This is a genomic window from Mycobacterium sp. E2462, from assembly GCF_001672685.1.
In the GTDB taxonomy this organism is placed as follows: Bacteria; Actinomycetota; Actinomycetes; order Mycobacteriales; family Mycobacteriaceae; genus Mycobacterium.
The window spans coordinates 1-22,358 of the sequence record NZ_LZKC01000004.1 but is presented as its reverse complement, the minus strand read 5'-3'; the positions used below and the strand labels follow the sequence as shown (position 1 = coordinate 22,358).

Annotated in this window: 25 protein-coding genes; 15 read left to right on the top strand and 10 right to left on the bottom strand. The window is 70.0% G+C overall.

The features are described from left to right. Positions 1 to 206: 206 nt before the first annotated feature. Positions 207 to 725, top strand: a complete 519-nt coding sequence (locus A5714_RS00190) for a GNAT family N-acetyltransferase (RefSeq protein ID WP_068281674.1) — start codon at positions 207 to 209, stop codon at positions 723 to 725. Further along, on the top strand, positions 722 to 1,801 hold the full coding sequence (locus A5714_RS00185; RefSeq protein ID WP_068281672.1) for an LLM class flavin-dependent oxidoreductase: 1,080 nt from the start codon (positions 722 to 724) through the stop codon (positions 1,799 to 1,801). Before A5714_RS00190 ends, A5714_RS00185 begins: the two co-directional genes overlap by 4 nt. Before the next feature lie 8 nt (positions 1,802 to 1,809). Here A5714_RS00185 and A5714_RS27400 read toward each other — a convergent pair whose 3' ends face one another. Next, positions 1,810 to 1,941, bottom strand: a complete 132-nt coding sequence (locus tag A5714_RS27400) for a hypothetical protein (RefSeq protein WP_255396679.1) — start codon at positions 1,939 to 1,941, stop codon at positions 1,810 to 1,812. Between the two features lie 122 nt (positions 1,942 to 2,063). Continuing rightward, positions 2,064 to 2,783 carry a CoA pyrophosphatase gene (locus A5714_RS00180; RefSeq protein ID WP_068281670.1) on the bottom strand — a complete coding sequence of 240 codons (720 nt, stop codon included), beginning with the start codon at positions 2,781 to 2,783 and terminating at the stop codon, positions 2,064 to 2,066. 202 nt (positions 2,784 to 2,985) lie between these two features. On the opposite strand from A5714_RS00180, the gene A5714_RS00175 reads away from it, so the two are divergent. From A5714_RS00175 to A5714_RS00155, 5 genes are read left to right on the top strand one after another with little or no spacing between them, the layout of a single operon-like run. Next, positions 2,986 to 4,353 (top strand): MFS transporter, encoded by a 1,368-nt coding sequence (locus A5714_RS00175; RefSeq protein ID WP_231973879.1) that lies wholly within the window; start codon positions 2,986 to 2,988, stop codon positions 4,351 to 4,353. Between the two features lie 10 nt (positions 4,354 to 4,363). Further along, complete coding sequence (locus tag A5714_RS00170) at positions 4,364 to 5,407, top strand: amidohydrolase family protein (protein ID WP_068281668.1); 1,044 nt, start codon at positions 4,364 to 4,366, stop codon at positions 5,405 to 5,407. Between the two features lie 39 nt (positions 5,408 to 5,446). Continuing rightward, positions 5,447 to 6,340: a hypothetical protein gene (locus A5714_RS00165; protein ID WP_068281666.1), complete on the top strand. Its 894-nt coding sequence runs from the start codon at positions 5,447 to 5,449 to the stop codon at positions 6,338 to 6,340. A 56-nt stretch (positions 6,341 to 6,396) separates the two neighbouring features. Continuing rightward, positions 6,397 to 7,296 (top strand): glycosyltransferase family 2 protein, encoded by a 900-nt coding sequence (locus tag A5714_RS00160; RefSeq protein ID WP_068281664.1) that lies wholly within the window; start codon positions 6,397 to 6,399, stop codon positions 7,294 to 7,296. Positions 7,297 to 7,320: 24 nt separating this feature from the next. After that, positions 7,321 to 7,587 carry a YdeI/OmpD-associated family protein gene (locus tag A5714_RS00155; RefSeq protein WP_068072892.1) on the top strand — a complete coding sequence of 89 codons (267 nt, stop codon included), beginning with the start codon at positions 7,321 to 7,323 and terminating at the stop codon, positions 7,585 to 7,587. A gap of 33 nt (positions 7,588 to 7,620) precedes the next feature. Here A5714_RS00155 and A5714_RS00150 read toward each other — a convergent pair whose 3' ends face one another. The 3 genes from A5714_RS00150 to A5714_RS00140 form a co-directional block, all read right to left on the bottom strand. Next, positions 7,621 to 7,953, bottom strand: coding sequence for a VOC family protein (locus tag A5714_RS00150; protein ID WP_369829404.1), 333 nt, complete (start codon positions 7,951 to 7,953; stop codon positions 7,621 to 7,623). 50 nt (positions 7,954 to 8,003) lie between these two features. Further along, a complete protein-coding gene (locus A5714_RS00145; RefSeq protein ID WP_068072883.1) occupies positions 8,004 to 8,519 on the bottom strand; it encodes a hypothetical protein in 516 nt (171 codons plus the stop codon). A 107-nt stretch (positions 8,520 to 8,626) separates the two neighbouring features. Then, positions 8,627 to 9,511 (bottom strand): cyclopropane mycolic acid synthase family methyltransferase, encoded by an 885-nt coding sequence (locus A5714_RS00140; protein WP_068281681.1) that lies wholly within the window; start codon positions 9,509 to 9,511, stop codon positions 8,627 to 8,629. A 229-nt stretch (positions 9,512 to 9,740) separates the two neighbouring features. Between A5714_RS00140 and A5714_RS00135 the strand changes: the two genes are divergently transcribed. The 6 genes from A5714_RS00135 to A5714_RS00110 all read left to right on the top strand — a co-directional run bounded on the left by A5714_RS00135 (position 9,741) and on the right by A5714_RS00110 (position 17,372). Next, positions 9,741 to 10,313, top strand: a complete 573-nt coding sequence (locus A5714_RS00135) for a hemerythrin domain-containing protein (RefSeq protein WP_068281678.1) — start codon at positions 9,741 to 9,743, stop codon at positions 10,311 to 10,313. 307 nt (positions 10,314 to 10,620) lie between these two features. Next, the gene (locus A5714_RS00130; RefSeq protein ID WP_068281660.1) at positions 10,621 to 11,952 is read left to right on the top strand and encodes an MFS transporter; all 1,332 of its coding nucleotides are present in this window, start codon (positions 10,621 to 10,623) and stop codon (positions 11,950 to 11,952) included. Positions 11,953 to 11,999: 47 nt separating this feature from the next. Continuing rightward, a complete protein-coding gene (gene phoU, locus A5714_RS00125) occupies positions 12,000 to 12,635 on the top strand; it encodes a phosphate signaling complex protein PhoU (protein ID WP_068072876.1) in 636 nt (211 codons plus the stop codon). Between the two features lie 158 nt (positions 12,636 to 12,793). Then, positions 12,794 to 14,788 carry a 4-alpha-glucanotransferase gene (gene malQ, locus A5714_RS00120; RefSeq protein ID WP_068281658.1) on the top strand — a complete coding sequence of 665 codons (1,995 nt, stop codon included), beginning with the start codon at positions 12,794 to 12,796 and terminating at the stop codon, positions 14,786 to 14,788. A 118-nt stretch (positions 14,789 to 14,906) separates the two neighbouring features. Further along, positions 14,907 to 16,262, top strand: coding sequence for a wax ester/triacylglycerol synthase family O-acyltransferase (locus A5714_RS00115; RefSeq protein ID WP_068281656.1), 1,356 nt, complete (start codon positions 14,907 to 14,909; stop codon positions 16,260 to 16,262). A gap of 78 nt (positions 16,263 to 16,340) precedes the next feature. After that, positions 16,341 to 17,372, top strand: a complete 1,032-nt coding sequence (locus tag A5714_RS00110) for an epoxyqueuosine reductase (protein WP_068072870.1) — start codon at positions 16,341 to 16,343, stop codon at positions 17,370 to 17,372. A gap of 10 nt (positions 17,373 to 17,382) precedes the next feature. On the opposite strand, the gene A5714_RS00105 is transcribed toward A5714_RS00110, so the two are convergent. Together A5714_RS00105 and A5714_RS00100 are read right to left on the bottom strand one after the other, a co-directional pair. Next, entirely contained in the window at positions 17,383 to 18,201 is an 819-nt protein-coding gene (locus A5714_RS00105; protein ID WP_068281654.1) for a formate/nitrite transporter family protein, read from the bottom strand. A gap of 131 nt (positions 18,202 to 18,332) precedes the next feature. After that, entirely contained in the window at positions 18,333 to 18,752 is a 420-nt protein-coding gene (locus tag A5714_RS00100) for an ATP-binding protein (protein ID WP_082959487.1), read from the bottom strand. Positions 18,753 to 18,943: 191 nt separating this feature from the next. Between A5714_RS00100 and A5714_RS00095 the strand changes: the two genes are divergently transcribed. Continuing rightward, on the top strand, positions 18,944 to 19,408 hold the full coding sequence (locus A5714_RS00095; protein ID WP_068281652.1) for a MarR family transcriptional regulator: 465 nt from the start codon (positions 18,944 to 18,946) through the stop codon (positions 19,406 to 19,408). Between the two features lie 16 nt (positions 19,409 to 19,424). On the opposite strand, the gene A5714_RS00090 is transcribed toward A5714_RS00095, so the two are convergent. Then, positions 19,425 to 20,390 carry a 2-hydroxyacid dehydrogenase gene (locus A5714_RS00090; RefSeq protein ID WP_068281650.1) on the bottom strand — a complete coding sequence of 322 codons (966 nt, stop codon included), beginning with the start codon at positions 20,388 to 20,390 and terminating at the stop codon, positions 19,425 to 19,427. Between the two features lie 35 nt (positions 20,391 to 20,425). Further along, positions 20,426 to 21,283, bottom strand: coding sequence for an LLM class flavin-dependent oxidoreductase (locus tag A5714_RS00085; protein WP_068281648.1), 858 nt, complete (start codon positions 21,281 to 21,283; stop codon positions 20,426 to 20,428). A 130-nt stretch (positions 21,284 to 21,413) separates the two neighbouring features. Here A5714_RS00085 and A5714_RS00080 point away from each other — a divergent pair, with 130 nt between their 5' ends. Beyond that, on the top strand, positions 21,414 to 21,953 hold the full coding sequence (locus A5714_RS00080; protein ID WP_231975696.1) for an Lrp/AsnC family transcriptional regulator: 540 nt from the start codon (positions 21,414 to 21,416) through the stop codon (positions 21,951 to 21,953). A gap of 17 nt (positions 21,954 to 21,970) precedes the next feature. Here the strand turns inward: A5714_RS00080 and A5714_RS00075 are convergent. Beyond that, positions 21,971 to 22,358: Lrp/AsnC family transcriptional regulator (locus tag A5714_RS00075; RefSeq protein WP_197513484.1), on the bottom strand; the 388-nt coding region annotated here is incomplete at its 5' end.

Genomic DNA, 22,358 nt, shown 5'->3' with positions numbered 1-22,358 from the left:
CGAGCAGCGGGTCGTCCGAGGGATCGATTCCGGCTAACCGCGGAATGGGGTCGAAGATCACCTGCTTTTGCTGCGCGCCGCGGTCTACCTGCTCAGCGGCCGCAAGCGCAGGGCAGCCTGACGACGCCGTCGGGAATGCCGCGGGGTTTCGCGCGGTTTCACTGAACCGATGCGCGCCCGAAGCGGGCGGATCGAGGAGGCGACGCGTGGCGACAACACCCGGCGCGAATCTCGATGTCCTCGAGTTCGTCGTCGCGCGCCAACACGATGCCGTGGCCGCCGCCCAGTTCGAAGGCCTGGCCGCCGAGTACGCCGGCCGCTATGGCGGTGACCCCACGCAGCTGCGCCGGGAACTGTTCGATTATCCCGCCGAGGAATTCGAGCCCCCGACCGGTGTGCTCGTCGTAGCGCTGTGCAACCAGGAGCCGGTCGCGGGCGGTGCGTTGCGCCGCTACGACTCGAAAACCGCGGAGCTTAAACGCATTTGGACGGCATCGGCGCATCGGCGGCGTGGCTACGGCAGATTGGTGGTGGCCGAACTGGAGCGCCGCGCGTTGCTGCTCGGCTACACCCGCGTCTACCTGACCACCGGCTGGCGGCAACCCGAGGCGGTCGCGCTCTACGTGTCGGCGGGCTACACGCCGCTTTACGACCCGCGCATCCCGGCGGCGCAGGTTGGTCCGCACCCCTTCGAGAAACGGCTCACCACCGAGGACGCGGGATGAAATTTCTTCTCATCACCCTGATCGCGCACCTGCCCGACCCGGTCACCGGGGAGACCAAGAGCCCCGCCGAACGGTTGCGTGGTGTCGTGGACAAGGCGGTGCTCGCCGAGGAGTTGGGTTTCGACGGCTTCGCGGTGGGCGAACGCCACGAAGATCCGTTCATCTCGTCCTCGCCGCCGGTGGTACTGAGCAACATCGCGGCGCACACGTCGACGATCGGGTTGTTCACCGGTGTGACGACGCTGAGCCTGCTCGACCCGGTCCGCGCGTTCGAGGACTACTCCACGCTCGACAACCTCTCGGGTGGCCGGCTGGAGCTCATCATCGGTAAGGGCAACGGCGCCGCGCAGGCGCAGTTGTTCCACGTCACCACCGAAGATCAATGGCAGCGCAACCGCGAGGGATACGAGCTCTTCCGGCTGCTGTGGGAGAGCGAACGGGTGACCTGGTCGGGCCGCTTCCGGCCCCCGCTGGTCGACGCGAAGGCGCTTCCGCGCCCACTGCAGCAGCGGATCCGGATCTGGCACGGCAGCGCCACGAGCCGCGACTCCGTCGACCTCGCCGCGCGTCACGGCGACCCGATCTTCTCGGCGAACGTCAGCAACACGGTCGAGCCGTACGCCGAGCTGGTCCGGCACTACCGGCGGCGGTGGCAGGAGTATGGCCACCGCCCCGGGGACGCCCTGGTCGGGGCGGGCACCGCCGGGTTTTATGTCGCAGCCACCTCGCAGGAGGCGGTGGCGGCCTACCGACCGGTGGTCGAGGCCCGCCTTGCGGCACAGCGCCGGGCGGGCATTCCGGTGGTGTTCGACTCCGTCGACGATTTCGTCGAGCGCAGCTCGGCCCTGATCGGCAGCCCGGCACAGGTCATCGACAAGGTGGCGCGCTACCACGAACAGCTCGGGCACGAGGTCATGCACCTCAGTGCCGACACGGACGGACTAACGGCTCCCCAGCAGCGGCGCAGCCTGGAACTGTTCCAGTCGGAGGTGGCGCCGACGCTGCGGGCAATGATCCCCAGCCGGCCGCTGGTCGCGCAGGTCGTCGTCGACGACACTGTCGCACAACAGGTTTGACGGGTCGGCTACGCGGCCGCCGTGGTGGGAGCCGACACGGCGGTCACCTCGGAGTGGACGTGGCTGCACACCGTGCAACGCACCTCGTATTCGAGCTTGTTGTCACCGAGATCCAGAAACCGGTACTCCGCCCACGCCATGCACCGCGGGCACCGTGCCCGTCCCCGCTCCACCGTCATCGACCCGCATCCCTTTCACCGCGCTCTAACGCTCGGAGAAGTACCCGGTCCGTGACGAGTCCAATCCTCGAACCGACCCCGACCTAACGCCACGCGAACACGGGTTGCTCGAGGTCGTCGACCGGGTCGTCGCGCCCCTCCAACCCGAGCCACCGCAGTTGCAACAGCACTGCCCCGGTCGGCGCGTGGATGAGGTCGTTGCCCAACGGAATCTGCACGACCGGGCGCGGGCTCTCCGGGATGCTGATGAACCTGGGCGAATCGTCGCGCTGCAGCTGGTGCAGCCCGACGCGGTAGACCGCCACCACCTCGTCGGGCGACGGCCGGGGATCGAGCCGGCCGCCGCCCCAGATCACCACCGGGGTGATGACGTAGCCGGATCGCGTCGGGTAGTCGTCGAGCAGCCCCAGCACGTCCGGCTCGCCCAACTCGACGCCGACCTCCTCGCTCAGCTCGCGCAGCGCGGCGGCCACGGCCGTCTCACCCGGGTCCAGCCGGCCGCCCGGCAGGGCCCACTGCGCCGCGTGGCTCGTGAGCCGAGAGGCCCTGCGGCACAGCAAAAAAGCGGCGCCGCCCGACACGTCCACCATGCGGCCGTCCAGGCCGAAGTCGGGCAGCGGGCGCCCGGCGTTCCACTCCTGGACCGGCGCCGGGTCCACACGGTCCTCCCCCACTTCCGAATCGACGAGCACCACCGCCACCGCCGCGTGCCGCTTGCTCGGGTCCGTCACGGCGCGACGGCGGTGGCCGGCCAGGTGATCGCGGATCGTGTCGCGCAACGCCTCGTCGTACGGGATGGTCACCTCCCGAGCCTAGGCGCACCGGTCGCGGTGTGATCCATCGAAAGCGCCCGCCCTGCCCGGCCGCCGACCCGGCTAGGTATAGTTTGCTGTATTCAGAGGTCGGATCGCTGCGTTGCGCCCGACCGATCGGCCGGCTACCCACCACGAGGCGCGCGTGACCATGCGATCATCTCCCCGGCGTTCGGCCGCCACCGTTCTCGTGGTGTCCGCCGCCGCCTTCCTGGCGAGCCTCGACCTGTTCATCGTCAACATCGCCTTCCCCGACATTCGCACCGCGTTTGCCGTGACCGACCTCGGCGCGATGTCGTGGATCCTCAACGGCTACACCTTGGTGTTCGCGGCGTTCCTCAATCCGGCGGGCCGGCTCGGTGACCGTTACGGGCACCGGCGGATCTTCCTGTGGGGTCTGGCGGTGTTCACGCTCGGTTCGGCCGCCTGCGGCATCTCCGGGTCGTTCGCGGCGCTGATCGTCTGTCGCGTCGTGCAGGCATTCGGCGCCGCCCTGCTGATGCCCAGTTCCCTCGCGCTGCTCATGGCCGCGGTTCCGGCGGCACGGCGGTCCATCGCCGTCAGTACCTGGTCGGCGGTGGCGGCGATGGCGGCCGCGCTCGGACCGCCGGTCGGCGGCCTGCTGGTCGAATTGTCCTGGCGCTGGATCTTTTTCGTCAACCTGCCGGTGGGGCTGGCGGCGCTCGCGGCGGGCCCGTGGGTGCTCGCCAGGTCGGCCGGGGCCGGCACCGGCATCCCGGATCTTCTCGGCGCGCTGTGTTTGGTGCTCGGGGTGGGGGCGCTGGTGTGGGCGCTGATCGAGCTGCCCGCCGCGGGAGGGACGGCGGCCCGGGTGGTGATCGCAGCCGGCACCGCCGTGTGCGCGATGGCGCTGGCGGTGTGGCGTTCCCTGCGTCACCCGACGCCCGCGTTGGACCTGGCCGCGGTCCGGATCGTGCCCATGTGGTCGAGCTGCCTTGCGCTCCTGCTTTTCGCCGCCGCGTTCGGCGCCATGCTGCTGGGCAGCGTCATGCTGCTGACCACCGTGTGGGGCAAGACCCCCGCGGCGGCCGGCCTGTGCTTGTCACCCGGTCCCGTGATGGTGGTGCTCGTGTCGTTGACGATCTCCGGCCGGCTCATCGACCGCGTCGGCGTCGGGGTCGTGGCCGCCGTCGGCGCCGCGCTCTACGCGCTGGGGATCGTGATCTGGTTGTGCCGGGTCACCCCCGAGCCGCACTACGTCGCCGACTTCCTTCCCGGGCAGTTATTCACCGGCGCCGGGGTGGGGCTGGTGATTCCCAGCCTCTCGGCCGTTACCGGGTTGGCGTTGCCGACGCAGCGGTGGGGCGCCGGGTCGGCCCTGACCAACACCGCCCGGCAGCTGGGCACCGTCCTGGGGACAGCGGTGCTGACCATGATCTATCAACCCGGGATCACGCTGGCGGCCATCCGGTGGGGGTGGGGATTCATCGTCGCGGCGGCGGGTACGTCCGCGGTGATCGCCGCGGCGCTCGCGCTGTGGTGGCGAAGCAACGCCGAGGCGCCGCCCGTCGTCGCCGCGCAGGAGTGTGCGATGCGGTAAGGAGGGTGGCATGAAGGTCATCGGGTTCGAGGAGCACTACAAGCTGCCGGCGATCTCCGCCGAACATCATCGCGCGGGGCCCAACCCGACGACCGACCTCCTGCAGGCGGCGGGCTTCGGGACGCCGGACGGGCAAGGTGACTGGCCGCCCGGGATCTACGAGCTCGGCGCGGGCCGCATCGCCGCGATGGACGACGCCGGCATCGACGTGCAGATCCTGTCGCACTCGGTGCCCGGACCCGAGACGCTCGAGCCGACGGTCGCGGCGGCGTTGGCCGGGCAGGCCAACGACGCGGTGGCGGCCGCGGTCGCCCAGTACCCGGACCGGCTGCGCGGCTTCGCCACCCTGCCCATGCGCGACCCGGTCGCCGCCGCAACTGAACTCGAACGCAGCGTGCGCCAGCACGGCTTCGTCGGCGCCCTGATCAACGGCCACGTCAACGGGCGCTACCTCGACGACACCTTCTTCTGGCCGGTGTTCGAGATGGCCGAAAACCTGGGCGTGCCCATCTATCTGCATCCGGTGCTGCCGCCGCAACCGGTGATCGACGCCTGCTACGGCGGGCTCAATCCCCGGGTGTCGGCGCGGCTGGCGGCCGCGGGCGCCGGTTGGCACATCGACACCGGGATCCACTGCCTGCGGCTGATCCTCGGCGGGGTGTTCGACCGGTTCCCCGCGCTGCAGGTGATCGTCGGGCATCACTTCGAAGCGCTCGGTTGGCTGGGCTGGCGGGCCGAGTACGCGTTCGGGGTGGCAGAGACCGGGCTCAAACGCACTGTCGCCGCCTATCTGCGGGAGAATTTCTACGGCGGCATCCTGGCCGGTGACTTTTTCACGCAGGAGCCGGGCGCGGTGGATCCGACGTGGCGCCTGTCGCTGGCGGCCTACCAGGCGATGGTCAGCGTGGTCGGCATCGACCGCATCGTGTTCACCGCCGACTTTCCCTACGGCAATGCCAAAGCAAGCCGCCGATTCCTCGATCAGATGCCGATCAGCGAGGACGACAGGGCCAAGATCGCCCACCGCAACGCCGAGCGCCTGTTGCGTCTGTGACGCCTTGGTCGGGGCCGGTGTCAGTGGTTGACTGCGACCATGCGTAGAGAACCTGTGTTGGCCCGACGCTTCTTCGATCGCTTCGAGCCGATCCACGCCGTCACCTACTTCGCGCCCGAGGCGCGGGCGGCGTTGGACGCCCTGGGCTACCGCGGATTCTGGATGGGCTACTTCGCCGCCCGCTCGGCGCCGCTGGGGGCCGTCGCGCGCGAGGTGGTGGCCGCGCTGTTCTACAACTTCGCCCCCGAGCGGGTCGCCAAGGCGTTGCCGGCGGCGTGGGAGATCGCCGGACCCGACGCCGCGCTGCGGGCCCGCCAGCAATCGGCGGTATCGGCGCTGCGCCGTTACGGGTTGAATTCGGCGGAAACCCTGGACGTGGCAGTCGAACTGGCCGGCAAGGCCGCGCGCAGCGCGCCCCTGGACGGGCGCCCGCTGTTCGCCGCGAACCTGGCATTGCCGTGGCCGGAGGAACCGTTGGCGGCGCTCTGGCACGCGACGACCCTGCTGCGCGAGCAGCGCGGTGACGGCCACGTGGCGGTGCTGGCCGCGGCGGGAATCTCGGGTCGGGAGTGCAACGTGCTGCACGCCGCCGCCGGCCGGGTGCCTCGCGAATATCTCGCGCGAACCCGCGACTACGACGAGGCGGCCTGGCGCCGCCACGAGCAGAGCCTGGCCGACAAGGGCTTGCTCGACGCCGACGGCTCGCTCACCGCGGCGGGCCGCGACCTGAAGCACCACATCGAAGAGACGACGGACGCGCTGGGCCTGACGGCGCTCGAGGCGCTCGGCGATGACGAGGTCGAGGCGCTGTTCGCCGCCCTCACGCCGCTGACTCGCGCCGTGGTCGCCGGCGGCGATGTGCCCGCCCTCACCCCGATGACGTTGCGCCGCGACGAATTGCACGACGACAGCGCGCATCTGGTCGCGACCTAGCGCGCTGATTGCGCGGCCCCGTCCGGGGTATTGCGGTGGGTGACCGAGGAGGACCGATGGCACCCGACGAACGCGTCAGCGTGGTCGTGATCACCTACAACCGCTGCGCGGAACTGGACCGCACCCTGCGCCTGCTGGCCGAGCTGCCCGAACAGCCGACCGTGATCGTCGTGGACAACGCCTCCTCCGACGGCACCGCGGACATGGTCCGCTGCCGGCATCCCGATGTCACGCTGGTGACGCCCGGAACGAATCTCGGGGCGGTAGGCCGCAACCTCGGTGTGTTGCTGGCGGATTCGCCGTACGTGGCGTTCTGCGACGACGACACGTGGTACGACCCGGGCGCGTTGCGCCGGGCCGCCGACCTGCTGGACGCCCACCCGAGTCTGGGTGTGGTGACGGCCAGCATCACCGTCGAACCCGACGGCCGGCTCGACGCCATCTGTTCGGAAATGGCCGAATCGCCGTTGGATCGCACGCCCGGCATTCCAGGACATCCCCTGCTCAGCTTTCTAGCCGGCGTCTCCGTCGTGCGCCGCAGCGCGTTCCTGGCGGCCGGCGGCTTCTCCAGCCGGCTGTGGCTCGGCGGTGAAGAGGAACTGCTCGCCTCCGACCTGGCCCGCGCCGGGTGGCAGATGAGTTACGTCCCGGAGATCGTCGCCCACCACCACGCCTCCCGCCTGCGCGACGCCCACCTGCGGCGCCGGCATGGCATCCGGAACACGTTGTGGTTCACGTGGCTTCGCCGCCCCCTGCCCAGCGCGACGCTGCGCACCGCGCGGTTGCTGCGCCGCCTGCCGCGTGACCGGGTGACGGCGCTGGGGGTTGTCGACGCGATCCGTGGGGTGCCGTGGGTGCTGCGCGAGCGCAATCCGGTGCCGCCGCACGTCGAGCGCGGCTACCGGTTGCTCGAGGACTCGCAGCTCAACGGCAAGGCCCGCAACTACGTGTCGTGAGGGCCCGGCACTACGCTGGGGCGCATGCCCGGTCAGCGAGTGCCCGGCGGGGTGGTGCACAAGCTCCCCGCCGACCTGCGCGCGTCGTTGACCGCGAACGCCGACGCGCTGGCGGCCTGGCACGACATCACGCCGCTGGCGCGCAACGAGTTCATCTGCTGGGTGTGCGACGCCAAGCAGGAGGCCACCCGCCAGCGTCGCATTCGCCGAACCGTGGAAGAGCTCGAAGAGGGCAAGCGCCGCCCCTGCTGCTGGCCGGGCTGCAAGCACCGCGAGCGCACCGGCGCGTAGCGCGGGTGCGCTCAATGAATGTTGCTGCGGCCGTTAGGGATTCAGCCGTCGATAGAAGACCAGCGCGTTGCCCCTGGTGTCACTGACCACGGCTCGCCGCTCGTGGGCATCGTCGTAGGGCGCCCTGACGATCTTGCCGCCACTGGCTTCGACCGCCTTCGCCGCCGCGTCGACGTCAGCGGTCTTGATGCCGACGACCACCTGTCCGGGCGCGGGGTGGTCCGCCGGTGTCGCCAGCGCCACGGTGATCGACCCACCGTCGAGGGCGGCGTAGTGATCACCGTCGCGGAACTTCAGCGCCATTCCCAACGTCTCGCGATAGAACCGGATCGACCCGTCGAGGTCGTCGGTCGACAGGATCACCATCGTGACTTGGTGATCGCTCACGGCAACCCCAGCGCGCCGATCACCTCGAGTCAGGCGCGGCCGGCCGAAACCACTTGACCGTCAAGCGAATCCATGGGCGGCCCGTCGCCGTGTCCCTGGTCGCGGTCGGCCACGGTCGTGGCCAGGGCGGTGCCGTCCTCAATGGTCCCGACGATGTCGACGCGGTCGTTGACCGTGAAACGCGTTGCACCGATGGCCCGTTGGCTGGCGCCGTGGCTGATCACGGTGGTGTCGGGGGTCACTCGATAGGTCTGGGTGTACCCGTTGGCGCTGCGCGCCGTCACCGAATCGGCCGTCACGGCGATCACCGTGCCCTCTTGGCTGACGGGTTGCGAAACGGCGGGCGGCTCCTGGCTCGCCGTGATCGTGCGCCGCTCGGAGTGGGCTGTGTTGAGCACCAACGCCGTCACGCACGCCGCACACAACACCGACGCGGAGACCACGTCGCACGCCGCGGCGACCCCGGAAGCGCGGCGCCGAGTGCCGCGGCCGATCGACGGCCAATGATGTTCGGCTGATTCGGTCATGCGATGTCTGGCGCTCACGGTCTTCCCCTCCTGCGGAACCGCACCGAAAGGCCATCGATGCTTACCGAATCAGGTCGTTGCGGGGGAATTACCCTGGCTGCCGCCGCGATAAACCGCGGCGCGGCTCAGCCCTTGGCGAGGGTGAACTGCGCGACGTCGGTGTAACCCTCCCGGAACAAGTCCGCGCAGCCGGTGAGGTACTTCATGTAGCGGTCGTAGACCTCTTCGGACTGCACCGCGATCGCCTCGTCCCGGCGCGACTCGAGCGCCGCGGCCCAGGTGTCCAGGGTGCGCGCGTAGTGCAGCCGCAACTGCTGAACCCGCTGGACGCTGAAGCCGGCCCGCTCGGCGTGCTCGACGACGTTCTTGGCCTGCGGCAGGTCACCGCCCGGGAAGATCTCGTCCATGATGAATTTCATGAACCGGATCTTCGTCATGGTGATGGGCAGGCCCCGTTCGGCGAATTCCTCGTCGCTGGGCTTGATGATGGTGTGCAGCAGCATCACGCCGTCGGCGGGCAGCGCCTCGTAGGCCATCTTGAAGAAGTCGGGGTACCGGTCGCGCCCGAAGTGCTCGAACGCGCCGATCGACACGATCCGGTCGACCTTCTCGTCGAACTGCTCCCAGCCCTGCAGCAGCACGCGCTTCTCACGGGGTGACGGATGTCCGTCGAGGCGCCGCTGGACGTGCGCCTTCTGGTTGCGGCTCAGCGTCAGGCCCACGACGTTGGTGTCGTACTTCTCCAGCGCGCGCACGATCGTGGTGCCCCAGCCGCAGCCGATGTCGAGCAGCGTCATGCCCGGCTTCAGGCCGAGCTTGCCCAGCGAGAGGTCGACCTTCGCGATCTGCGCCTCCTCGAGGCTCAGGTCGTCGCGCTCGAAGTAGGCGCAGCTGTAGGTGCGCGTCGGGTCGAGGAACAGCGCGAAGAAGTCGTCGGACAGGTCGTAGTGCGCTTGTACGTCCTCGAAGTGCGGTTCCAGGCTCGCGGCATCGCTGGTTTTGTCGGACAAGAGCACAACCTTTGGCTTGATTGACAGCGGGTCGGCACCGGCCGGCCGGAGCCGATCCACGTGCTGGCGAGCCAGTGTATCCGCCCGGTGGCGGCCGTCGGGGCGGCACTTGGCGATCCGGCGGCCACCGCTCACCGGCGCCGACGGCCGCGGCGGGTTGACCCGTCAGGCGGCGTGGGACACGATGGGCCGCAAAACCGTGGCGGTCGGGGGAGAGGCGGGAGTCGCAATGGCGGACATCACCATGCTGATCCTCGCCGACCACGACTGGTTCCGTGAACAGTTCGCCCGCCTGGACTACCTGCAAGCGCAGTCCGCCACCCAGGCCGCGCTCGACCGGGTGTGGCGCCCGCTCGCCGACAAGCTCGACGTGCACGCCTACATCGAGGAGAAGATCTTCTACCCGCAGCTTCTCAAACGCGGCAGCGGCGAGGCCGAGGGTGAGACGCTCGACGCGATCGGCGACCACAACGACATCCGCGACGGCGTGCGCGCGGCCGACGCGGTCCGCACCGGCACCGCGCAGTGGTGGGCGGCGGTCGGCCGCACCCGCGAGGCCAACGACGACCATATGGGCGAGGAAGAGCGCGAAGGCCTCTCCGATTTCCGGCGCAACGCCCCCGCCGGCCTGCGGGAGTCCCTCGGTCGGCAGTACAGCGACTTCATGGCCGCGCACCCCACGACGAAGGGGCTGCCGATCGAGGACCGCGACCCCGAGGGCTACGTCGAACAGGTGCGGCAAGCACCGGACAGCAAACCCCAGGATTTCTCGCTGCGGATCGGCAGCCTCAAGGGCCAGTGACGGGCCGTGCGATGGCGCGCGCGGGGTCCCGTGACGCGGATAACCAACCCCGGCCGGGCGGCCCGGGGGCGACCCCGGGGCGTCTGCCCCGCCTAACGCCGCTGACCAGGCCGTTGTCCGTGTCGTCGGCGAAGTGTCGGGGCCGGGCGCAGGCCGGCGGACCGGCTGCGGAACCGGCGGCGGGGGCCGCGGCGGGCGTGTCCGCGGGTTCGGCCCCGCAGCGTTGTGGGTACGCGATCTGGCGATGAACACTCGACGCCGCCGGCGGAAATGGAAACGCAAGGACATCAGGGTCGCCGATGCAGCGATGCGCCAGACCATCATGGGCACCGCCATCGGCAACTTCATGGAGTGGTACGACTTCGGCGTCTACGGCTACATCGCCACCACCATCGCGCAGGTGTTCTACCCCGGCAAGAGCGTCAGCGGCGTCCATCTGCTCGCCACGTTCGGCACGTTGGCGGCGGCGTTTGTGGTGCGGCCCCTCGGTGGCTTCATCTTCGGTCCGCTGGGCGACCGCATCGGCCGACACCGGGTCCTGGTGGTCACCATCCTCATGATGACGGTGAGCACCACCGCGACCGGCTTGCTGCCGGGCTATAGCTCCATCGGCATCTGGGCGCCGATCCTGCTGGTCATCGCCCGTATCTTCCAGGGCCTCTCCACGGGCGGCGAGTATGTCGGCGCCATGACCTATCTGGTCGAGCAGGCGCCCGACAACAAGCGCGGTCTGATGGTCGGGTTCCTGCCGATGGGCAACCTCGTCGGGTTCGTCATGGCCGGGATGCTGGTGACACCGCTGCAAACGTGGCTTCCGGAGTCGGACATGTTGGCGTGGGGCTGGCGGATCCCGCTGCTGCTGGGCGCCCCGTTCGGCCTGGTGGCCCTGTTCCTGCGGCTGCGGCTCGAGGAGTCCTCCGCCTACGAGAAGGCGACCGAGGGCTCGCACTCTTCCGGCGGGCAGGGCAAACAGCAGATCTGGCGCACGATCGTCGAGCAACGCAAGGGTTTGGTGATCTGCGCCGCGTTGGTGCTGACCTCTCAGGTCGCCGACTTCATGCTCACCGGGTACCTACCGACATACCTGAAGCTATTCGTGCGGGTGGGGCACACCGCCGGGCTGGTCATGATCGTGGTGACGCTGGCGATCCTGATGGCCACCGTGGTGCTGGTGGCCGGCCTGTCCGACCGCATCGGCGTCAAGCCGATCATGTGGACGGGTTGCGGGCTGCTCATCGTGGCGTCGGTCCCGGCGTTCCTGCTGATGCGCTACGGCGGGATCTACCCGATCATCTTCATCGGCGTCCTGCTGATCGGTCTGATGGAGCTCTGTTTCGACAGCACCGCGCCCGCGATGTTGCCGGCGCTGTTCCCGACACGCGTCCGGTACGCGGCGTTGGCCGTGTCCTACAACATCGCGATCTCGGCCGTCGGCGGCACCACCCCGCTGATCGCTCAGGCGCTGGTGTCCGGCACGGGTAACGCCATGGCGCCGGCCTACATGCTCATCGTCGGCGGCGTGGTGGGCGCCATCACGCTGCTGTTCACCCCGGAGGTGGCCGGTAAGCCGCTGCCGGGTTCCGGGCCGGCCGTCGAAACGGAGCAGGAAGCCCGCGAATTGGCCGACGACATCCGTTGACGCAGCCTGGGAGGTTTATTTCCCGGCGCCCGGCCTATCCGTAACGCATGAGAAGCGCCTTTCACCAGCAGCTCGGGATGTTGACCGAGCGGTTGGTGGACATGTGCGCCATGGCCGCCGGCGCCATCACCGACGCCACCGACGCGCTGCTGGGGGCCGACCTGATGCTGGCCGAGCAGGTCATCGCCCGGCACGCGGACGCCGTCGCGAGCGAGGCCCACGTCGAGGATCTGGCCTTCGCGCTGCTGGCCCTGCAGGCGCCGGTGGCCGCGGACCTGCGGGCCGTGGTGAGCGCCCTGCGAATAGCCGCGGATGCCCAACGGATGGTCGGGTTGGCGGTCCACGTCGCGGAAATCGCCCGCCGGCGCCACCCGCAGCATGCCGTGCCGGAGGAGATCAGCCGATACCTCGCCGACATGGGGACCGTCGCCGAGGGACTCGCCACCGGCGCCCAGGAGGTGCTGCGCGCGCAGGATCCGCGCCGCGCCGCGCAGATCCGGCGTGACGACGACGCGATGGACGAACTGCACCGCCGGTTGCTGGCCGCGCTGATGCAACCCGACTGGCGTTTCGGCGTCACGGCCGCGGTGGACGCCACGCTGCTGGGCCGCTTTTACGAGCGCTTCGCCGATCATGCCGTGGAGATCGCCCGGCGCGTCATCTTCCAAACGACGGGCCACTGAGCCAGCTGGGCCGCGCGTAAACCGTTGCCCGACAACTGCATTGCCGGCCGCGGTGTGAGAACTCGCGGCTCGGGTATACCAGCCGGTGTGATCACGCGTCGAGGCCGGCTGGGCGGCCCCACCGGTGTCCTATCCATTCAACCGGGCCGGGCGCGCTGATGGCCCAACCGAAACCGGTGCCCGACGACCTGCGCCGGTTGGCCGCCGCGCACGGGGTCGCCACCTCCTACCGCAACGAGCGTCGCGAGCCGGTCGAGGTCGATGCCGACGTCGTAATCCGGGTGCTCGGGCTGCTCGACGTCGACGCCTCCGACGAAGCCGCCCGGCGTCACTCGCTGGACAAGCTCGCCGAATTGGACCGCGCCGGCGCGGTGGCCCCCACCATCGCGATGCGGGTGGGCGAAGGGCCGAGGCCGCTCGAGGGGGCAACGGCGCTGGTCGGCGAGGACGGCGAGCGGATCGAGGTCCGCGACGAGCTGCCGGGCGATCTTGCGGTGGGCTGGTACCGACTGCACCTGCGCGACGGTCAGGAAGCGACCCTGGTGGCCGCGCCACCGAAGGTGCCGGCCACCCCCGCGACGTGGGGCTGGATGCTGCAGCTCTACGGGCTGCGGTCCGAATCGTCCTGGGGCGCCGGCGATCTCGGCGATCTGCGGGACTTCGTGAAGTGGACCGCCGCCACGCACGGAGCCGGCGCGGTGCTGCTCAACCCGCTGCACGCGCCGGGGCCGACGCACCCCGTGCAGCCCTCGCCCTACACGCCGTCGAGCCGGCGATTCTCCAATCCGCTGGTGCTGCGCATCGAGGACCTGGCCGCCTACCAGCGCGCCGACGCGGACACCCGCGCCGAGATCGACGCGCTGCGCGTCTCGCCGGCCACCGAACGCATCGACTACGACCTCGTGTGGGCGGCCAAACGCGCCGCGCTCGAGCTGCTGTGGCGGTGCGAGGGCCGACCGAGCCCGCTGGACGGGTCCCCGGCCACCCAGGGCTTGGCCGACTGGGCCGCGTACTGCGCGCTCGCCGAGCGGCACGGCGGGCGCTGGACGCACTGGCCGGAGCCACTGCGCGACGTCGCCGGGCCCGCGGTGACGGCGGCCCGGCGGGAGCTGGCCCCGCGGGTCGCCTTCCACGCGTGGGTCCAGCAGCAATGCGCCGAACAGCTCGCGGCCGTGCGGGCCACGGCCCGCGACGCCGGCATGGCGCTCGGCGTCCTGCATGACCTGCCCGTCGGCGTGGACGCCGACGGGGCCGACGCCTGGGCGCTCGCCGACCTGTTCGCGACCGGGGCCAGCATCGGCGCGCCGCCGGACAACTTCACCCCCCGCGGCCAGGACTGGGGCCTGCCGCCGTGGCGTCCGGACCGGTTGGCCGCCACCGGGTACGCCGCCTTCCGCGACATGCTGCGGGCGGTGCTGGCGCACGCCGACGGGCTGCGCATCGACCACGTCGCCGGGCTGTGGCGGCTGTGGTGGATTCCGCCGGGCGACGGGCCCGACCGCGGGACGTACGTGCACTACGACGCCGAGATCATGCTGGCGGCGCTCGCGGCCGAAGCGCACCGCGCCAACGCCACCGTGGTGGGCGAGGACCTGGGGACCGTCGAGCCGGAGGTCACCGAGGCGCTGGCCGCCAACGAGATGCTGGGCTGCGCGGTGTCCTGGTTCACCCGCGACGAAGCGGCACCCGAGCAGCCCCTACTGCCGTCGGCGGCGTGGCCGTCGCGCGCCGCCGCCAGCCTCTCCACCCACGACCTGCCGACCGCGGCCGGTTTCCTGCGCGGCGACCACGTGCGCGTGCGGGCGGAGCTGGGGCTGTTGAAGGACGTGCCCGCCGAAGAGCGGGCCGCCGCGAAGGAACGCGAAGAGTGGTTGGCGCTGTTGCGGTCCGAGGGCCTGCTCGACGGGGACGACCCCGACGAGTCGGCGATCATCGTCGCGATGCACCGCTTCCTCGCCGCGACCCCCAGCCGGTTGAAGCTGATCTCGCCGTACGACGTGCTCGCCGAGCCGCGCCAGCCGAACCTGCCCGGCACCGTCGACGAATACCCGAACTGGCGGCTTCCGTTGACCGAGACCTTCGAGCAGCTGCGCGCCGACCCGCGGGTCGGCGAGGTGGTTGCCGCCTTCGCCCGGGACGCCGCCAAGGGCTAGCCGAGCGGCCGCGCAGCGGACCGCGCATTTCGGGTGTGAGCTACGTCCGGTTTGGCTATTAGGAAGTAGATCGTCTCGCAGGTGGGCGGCGCGGCCGGAAGAAAACGAGGGCACCAAAATGGAAGCGATATCCCCAATCGACGCGTTGTTCCTCGTCGGCGAATCACGCGAGCACCCCATGCATGTCGGTTCGCTGCAGCTCTTCGAGCCGCCCGAGGACGCCGGGCCGCATTTCGTGCGGGAGTCGTATCAGGCCATGCTCGAGCGCACCGACATTCAGCCCACCTTCCGCAAGCATCCGGCCTTCCTCGGCGGCGTCACCAACGTCGCCTGGTCGCTCGACAAGGACGTCGAGCTCGACTACCACCTGCGCCGGTCCGCCCTGCCCGAGCCGGGCCGGGTGCGCGATTTGTTGGAATTGACGTCCCGCCTGCACGGCAGCCTGCTCGACCGGCATCGGCCGATGTGGGAGGCGCACCTCGTCGAGGGTCTGCAGGACGGCCGGTACGCCGTCTACACCAAGTTCCATCACTCCCTCATGGACGGCGTCTCCGCGATGAAGCTGATGCACCGCGCCTTCACCCCCGACGCCACGGACGACGAGGTGCGGGTGCCGTGGGAGATTGGGCCCCGCAAGCACAAGCCCAAGCAACGGCCGTCGCTGCTGTCACAGATCGGGGGCACCGCCAGCTCCGCGCTCGCGCTGGCGCCGTCGACCGTCAAGCTCGCGCGGGCCGCCCTGCTCGAACAGCAACTGACGCTGCCATTCCGGGCGCCTCGCACCATGTTCAACGTCCGCATCGGCGGGGCCCGACGGGTGGCGGCGCAGTCGTGGTCGCTGGAGCGGATCAAGGCGGTCAAGAAGGCCGCCGGGGTGACGGTCAACGACGTGATCCTGGCGATGTCCGCGGGCGCCCTGCGCGCTTACCTGATCGAGCAGGACGCCCTGCCGGACGCCCCGCTGACGGCCATGGTGCCGGTCAACCTCCGCAAGGAGGACGACGACCGCGGGGGCAACAACGTCGGCACCTTCCTGTGCAACCTGGCCACCGACCTCGACGACGCGGGCAAGCGCCTCGAGGTGATCAGCTCGTCGATCCAGGACACCAAGGAGGTGTTCTGGCAGCTGCCGTCGGTGCAGCAGCTGGCCCTGTCCGCCATGAACATCGGCGGGCTGTTCTTCGGCCTGCTTCCCGGTTACCTCTCGGCCGCGTCGCCCCCGTTCAACATCGTCATCTCGAACGTTTCGGCGGGGCGTCCGGAGCCGCTGTACTGGCGGGGTGCGCGCCTGGACGGGAACTATCCGCTGTCGATCCCGCTCGACGGGCAGGCGGTCAACATCACGGTGACCAACAACGCCGACAATCTCGACTTCGGGCTCGTCGGCTGCCGGCGCAGTGTTCCGCACTTGCAGCGGCTGCTCGGCCACCTGGAGACGTCGCTGAAAGACTTGGAGCGCGCGGTCGGCACCTGAGCCACGCCCCAGGCAATTCCCCGCGAACCACGCGCCGAACGGCGCCATCCCATCTAGGTATTGTGTACTATACCCAGTATGGTGGACAGACTTCCGGCGCGACTGGCGGAGCACCCGACGGTGCGCAAGGTGCGGTCCCGGCGATCGCAGCGACCCGGGACCATCGACGCCGGGTGGTTGCGGGAACTCTGCCTGGCCGCCGGCGCCGACGACGTCGCCTTCGCCAGCGTGGACAACGCCGCGTTGGCGTCGGAGGTCGACCACGTCGAGGCGGCACTCCCCGGTACCCGCAGCTACATCGCGCTGGTCGTCAAGATGAACCGGGACAACGTGCGGTCGTCGGCGCGCAGCGTCGCCAACCAGGAGTTCCATCGCAGCGGCGAGTTGCTCAACGAGGCGGCGTACCGCATCGTCCGCCAGTTGCAGGACGCCGGCTATCGCGCGCTGAACCCGTCGGCCACGTTCCCGATGGAGATGGATAACTTCCCAGGCAGGATCTGGGTGGTCGCGCACAAGCCCGTCGCCGTGGCGTCGGGGCTCGGCGTCATGGGCATTCACCGCAACGTGATCCACCCGAAGTTCGGCAACTTCATCCTGCTGGGCACCATCCTGGTGGACGCACCCGTCAGCGACTACGGCGAACCGCTGGACTACAGCCCCTGCCTGGAATGCAAGCTCTGCGTCGCCGCGTGCCCGGTCGGCGCGATCGGCAAGAACGGCGAATTCGACTGGCAGGCCTGCTCGGTACACAACTATCGCGAGTTCATGGGCGGCTTCACCGACTACGTGCAGACCATCGCCGACAGCGCGGACAAAACCGACTTCCGGTCGCGGGTCAGCGATTCGGAGAACGCCTCCATGTGGCAGAGCCTGGCGTTCAAACCGAACTACAAGGCCGCCTACTGCCTTGCCGTGTGCCCGGCCGGGGAGGACGTCATCGAGCCCTACCTCGACGACCGCAAGGGCTTCATGGACCTGGTGCTCAAACCGCTGCAGGACAAGAAGGAAACGCTGTACGTGCTACCCAACTCGGCGGCCGAGGCGCACGCCCGGCGCCGGTATCCGCACAAGCGGGTCAAGGTCGTCGACGGCGGGATGGGGGCGCGCTGACCCCCGCGGCTCAGGACGCTTCGGCCTCGGCGCGTTCCTCTTCCAGCCGGTCCTTGCTGCGCAGCAACCGCAGCAGCGTCACGAACAGCAACCCCCCGATCACGTTGCCGACCACCGCGTAGCCGAACCAGCCCAGCCAGTCGAGGTATCCGAACGGCGCCTTGCCGGTGGCGAGCGCCCCGAAGATCAGCAGCGAGTCCAGGATCGAGTGGAACAGCCGCAGCCCGGCGAGCAGGAAAGCCGCCGCGGCGGCCGCGGCGATCTTGGCGGGCACCGAGTCGGTGCCGTGCTGCATGCGGGTCATCAGCGTGATCACCATGCCGCCGAGCACCGCCAGCGACATGCTCTGCCACGACAGCGGCGCCGTGGCGAAGTGGGTGCCCGATTCGATCATCTGGGCGTGCAGTTGCGGGAAACCCGTCGCGATCAGCGACATGATGACCCAACCGCCGACCAGGTTGGCGAACATGGTGCCGCCCCACAGCTTGAGCAGCTGGGCGGCGCTCGCCCGCTTGGCGGCGACGGTGACCACCGGGATGATGAAGCCCTCGGTGAACAGCTCGCTGCGGCCCAACAACAGCGCGAGGAAGCCGATCGAGAACGCCAGACCGGCCAGCAACGGCTGGTGGGTGGCGTCCAGCACCGCCAGATAGGCGAGCACCCCGAGCGCCACCTCCGTGCCGCCGAAGAACCCGGTGACCAGGACGCCCCGCCAGCTGCGGTGCAGGCGCTGGGTGCCCTCGGTCAGCATCCGGGTGAAGGCGTCTTCGAGCTCGTCCTCGATCGGGCTGTCGGTCTTGCCGAGCTGCCGCTGGATGGTCTGACTCATGGTTGATCCCTCGCGTGTGTGCGGCCGACGAACCGCAGCTATACCCGTTTCTGGCGTGCCGGCAGCATGATCTGCGCCGTTAGTCTGGCCACAGCGCGGGCCCAGTCGTCACAGCGCCCGGCGGGGCGCCTTCACAGCGACCGCTCGGCCACCGCGTCGGGTTCGGTCGCGTAGTCGAGGTAGACGCTCGTGCCGTTCGGCCGGGCGTGGATGGTGCAGTGGTCGGCGAGGCCGTGCATCAGCATGATGCCGCGCGAGGCGCGGGGGTCGTTGGCTTTCTTCGGCGAGGGCCGCTGCCAGTTGCCGCGGTCGCTGACGCAGACGCGGATCGACTCCGCGCGAGGGTCGTAGCTGGCTTGCAGCTTCATGACGCCGATTCCGGCGTGATACGCGTGCTCGACGCAATTGGCCAGCGCCTCGTTGACTCCCAGGACGACGTCGTCGAGCACCTCAGCCGACATCCGCACCTCGTGGCGCAGCCACCGCTGCAGGGCCCGGCGCCATTCCGCCGCGGTGTCGGGACTGGCGGGTCCGGCAAGCGTCAACCGCAGGGCGGTCTCGGACGTTAGTGGGCTCATGGCAAGCCGCATACCCAGTTGGGGACAGACCATTAACGTGATCGGCGTATCGCTTCGGCCACAACACTATTGCGTACCGACTCCACCGCGCTGCCCGCGCCCATGGCCCCAGGGATCGCGCCAGCTCAGACCGCCTGCATCGCATACGTGATATAAATCCGGGCATGCAGGACGGACCGGGCGCCGGCAGCGTCGACGCGATCTTCGGGGTGATCGACGCCGGTAACGACCTGACGTGGCGCTACCTGCTGCCGAATCGCAAGGACCTCAGCCCGAGCGCGGTGCTGGTGCTCAACCGTGTCACGCGGGAGGGCCCCATGCGGCTGACCGCCCTGGCGGCCGCGGAGGACACCAGCCAGCCCGCCATGACGCAGCTCGTGCAGCGGATGGAACGCCAGGGTCTGTTAGAGCGCCTGCGGGATCCCGACGACGGCCGCGCCGCCTTGGTCGCGATCAGCAAGTCGGGCGAGGAACTATGGGCGCGGCGCGCCGAGGGGCGCCGCGAACGCCTCGCCGAGCTGCTCACGCGGTTGTCCTCGGAGGACGAGCTGGCACTGTGGCTGGCGGCGCAGGTGGCGCTGCCCATCCTGCGGCAACTGGTGCAGATCGCGACCTCGCCCGAGCAGTGAAGCGGGAGCCGCCGCCTCAACCGCGCGGTCGCAGGACCGGTGTCACCAGCTCCCCGGTGTCCAGGTAGCTCTCGAGATTGCGGATCGTCAGCAACGCCATCGCGCGCCGGGTGCGCTCCGTGGCACTGCCGATATGGGGGAACAACACCACGTTGTCCAGGTCCAGCAGCTCGCGGGGCACCTCGGGTTCGTCGGCGAAGACGTCCAACCCGGCGCCGGCCAGCCCGCCGCCGGCGAGCAGTTCGACCAGAGCGTCCTGGTCGACGACGCTGCCGCGCGCGATGTTGATCAGGTAACCGTCGGGGCCCAGGGCGCGCAGCACGGCCCGGTCGACCAGGTGGTGGGTGTTGGGGCTGCCCGTGGTGGCGACGACGAGCACGTCGACGGACTCGGCCAGCTCGGCCGGCGACTCCGCGTAGCGAAACGGGGACCCGTCGACGCGGTGCCGGTTGTGGTAGGCGATGGCGCAGTCGAAGCCCAGCAGCCGGGTGGCGATCGCCGAGCCGATGCGGCCCAGTCCGAGGATGCCGACCTGCAACCCGCTGACGTCGCGGGCGTAGGGGAACGGGCCGTCGCGCACCCAACGGCCCGCCCGCACGTACCGGTCGGCCGCGCCGAAGCGCCGCAGCGTCATGAGGACCAGGCCGACGGCCGTGTCGGCGACGGTGTCGGAGAGCACGTCCGGGGTGTTGCTCACGCCGATGCCGTGGCGGCGCGCGGCGGCCAGGTCGATCTGGTCGACGCCGGCGCCGTTGTTGACGATCACCGCGAGGTTGGGCAGCGACGCCATGGTGGCCGCGTCGACACCCGGCGACCCCGAGGTCAGCACCGCACGCACGTCCTGCGCATGCGCGGCGAGGAACTCGGCGCGTCCCGGGCCGTCGGGCAGCTGCGCGATCTCGTAGCGCGCCGTCAGCTCCGCCTCGAGCGTCGGCTCCAGGGCACCGATCCGCAGCACATCGTCGAGCCTCTGCACCGTCACGCATCCATCATTCCGCACCGAGCGAGCGGGGGCGGTCACAGCACCGCGTCGGCGAGGCGGTCGACCTGGTCCAGCGATGCGACGGTGGGGTGGAACAACAACCGGTCGAACCCCAGGTCCCGGTATGCCTGGACGGTGTCGCGCGCGTCCTTGGCCGAACACACGAGGTCGGCGACGTTGAGCGCGGCGTAGTCGGGCTTGAACCCGTAGTAGCGGGCGACATGCTCGCGGCCGGCTTGGGTGACGTCGGCCCCGCCGAATGCGAAGTTCGCCGCCGCGTGGAACCGGGGTTCGCCGGCGCGGCCGGCCTTTCGCCAGCCGGCCCGGATCTCGTCGGCGAACGCCGTTTGCATCGGATAGTCGCGCAGCGCGCCCGCCACCCAACCGTCGCCCATGGTGATCGCCCGCCGCACCGTCGCCCGCGCTCGGCCGCCGAAGAGCAGCGGAATGTCCACCGGGGCCGGGCACAGCGCGGTGCCGTTGCCGACCGGCTCCCCGGTCCAGACCCTGCGCAGCACCGACACCTGTTCGTCCAGGACGCGCCCGCGCTCGGTGTAGGGCACCCCGGCGGCGACGTAGTCGTCCTCTCGGGAGCCGACGCCGATCCCGACGACCAGCCGGTTGCCCGCCGCGTCGGCCAGGCCGGCCAGCTGCTTGGCCAAGACCAGCGTCGGGTACAGCGGCGTCAGCAACACGTTGGTCACCAGGACCAGCGCGGTGCTGGCCGACGCCGCCACGGACAGCGCGATCACGGAGTCGATGCTGGGATATACCAACCGGTCGATGGTGGTCACGGATTCGAATCCCCGCTGCTCGGCTCGGCGTGCCCAGTGGGCGAGCATCGGCCCCGGAACGCCGGCGATGTGATTCGGCAGACCGATTCCGATCTTCATGGCGGTGCCCCTTCGGGTGGTGCTTCGTTGACCATCCCAGGGTCGCCGCGGCCGGCGACCGGTGGCCAGTTTCGCCGCCTATGTGTGTAGTAAACGGCAATGCGAGTGCCGACTGCGTACCGTTATCGTCATGATGGAGCCGTTGGACGACCAGATTGTGCACGCCCTACAGGTCTCTCCGCGCGAATCGTTTCGGCGAATCGCCGACGTCCTGTCGGCGCCGGAACAGACGGTCGCCCGCCGCTACCGCAAGCTGCGCCGCGACGGGGTGTTGCGGGTGGTCGGGGTGGTCAACCCACTGGTGTACGGCGAGTGCCAGTGGGTCGTTCGCCTGCACGCCAAGCCCGACGACCTGCCGCGCCTCGCGGAGGCGCTGATCCGCCGGCCGGAGGTCACCCACGCCAACGTGCTTTCCGGATGGACCGAACTGGTGTGTGTGGTGCGGGCACCGCTGGCCGAAAGCAGTGACGGGCTGCTGCAGCGGTTGCCGCGGACGTCCTCGGTGCTGCGGATGGATGCGGATCTGGTGCTGCATGCGTTCGGCGGTCCGGCCGGGACCTTCTGGACCGGCTACGGCGACACCCACACCGCGGATCCGGCGACGCCGCGCCGCGCCGCGCACCTCAACCTGGTCGCGGCGGGCCCGCGCCCAGCCACCGAAACTGACTGAGCGAGAAGCGGATTCGGCTATCCGGGAGGGGTGGCGCGGATCAAGCGGCCGCGCGTGATCAGCGAGGCGGCCTGCTTAAGGCGTTTGGTGCGGATTCGCACGTCGTAGCTGTGGACATGGTCGATGATGCCCAGTCGCTCGGTGAGGTACCCGTAGAGGTGCTCGACGTCGCGGCAGATCACGACGGCGACCAGGTGGTGGCGCCCGCTGACGGCGATGACGGAGGCAACCTCGGGGTGCCCGGCGATCCGGTCGGCGACGTCGGTCAGGCGACCGGCCTGCGCGCAGATCCACACGGTGGCGGTGACCCGAAAGCCGAGGCGCTCCGGCACCAGCTCGAGGTCGTAGGTGAGGGAACCGGACGCCTCCAGGGCCGCAGCCCGTCGTTTGACCCGCGCCGGTGAC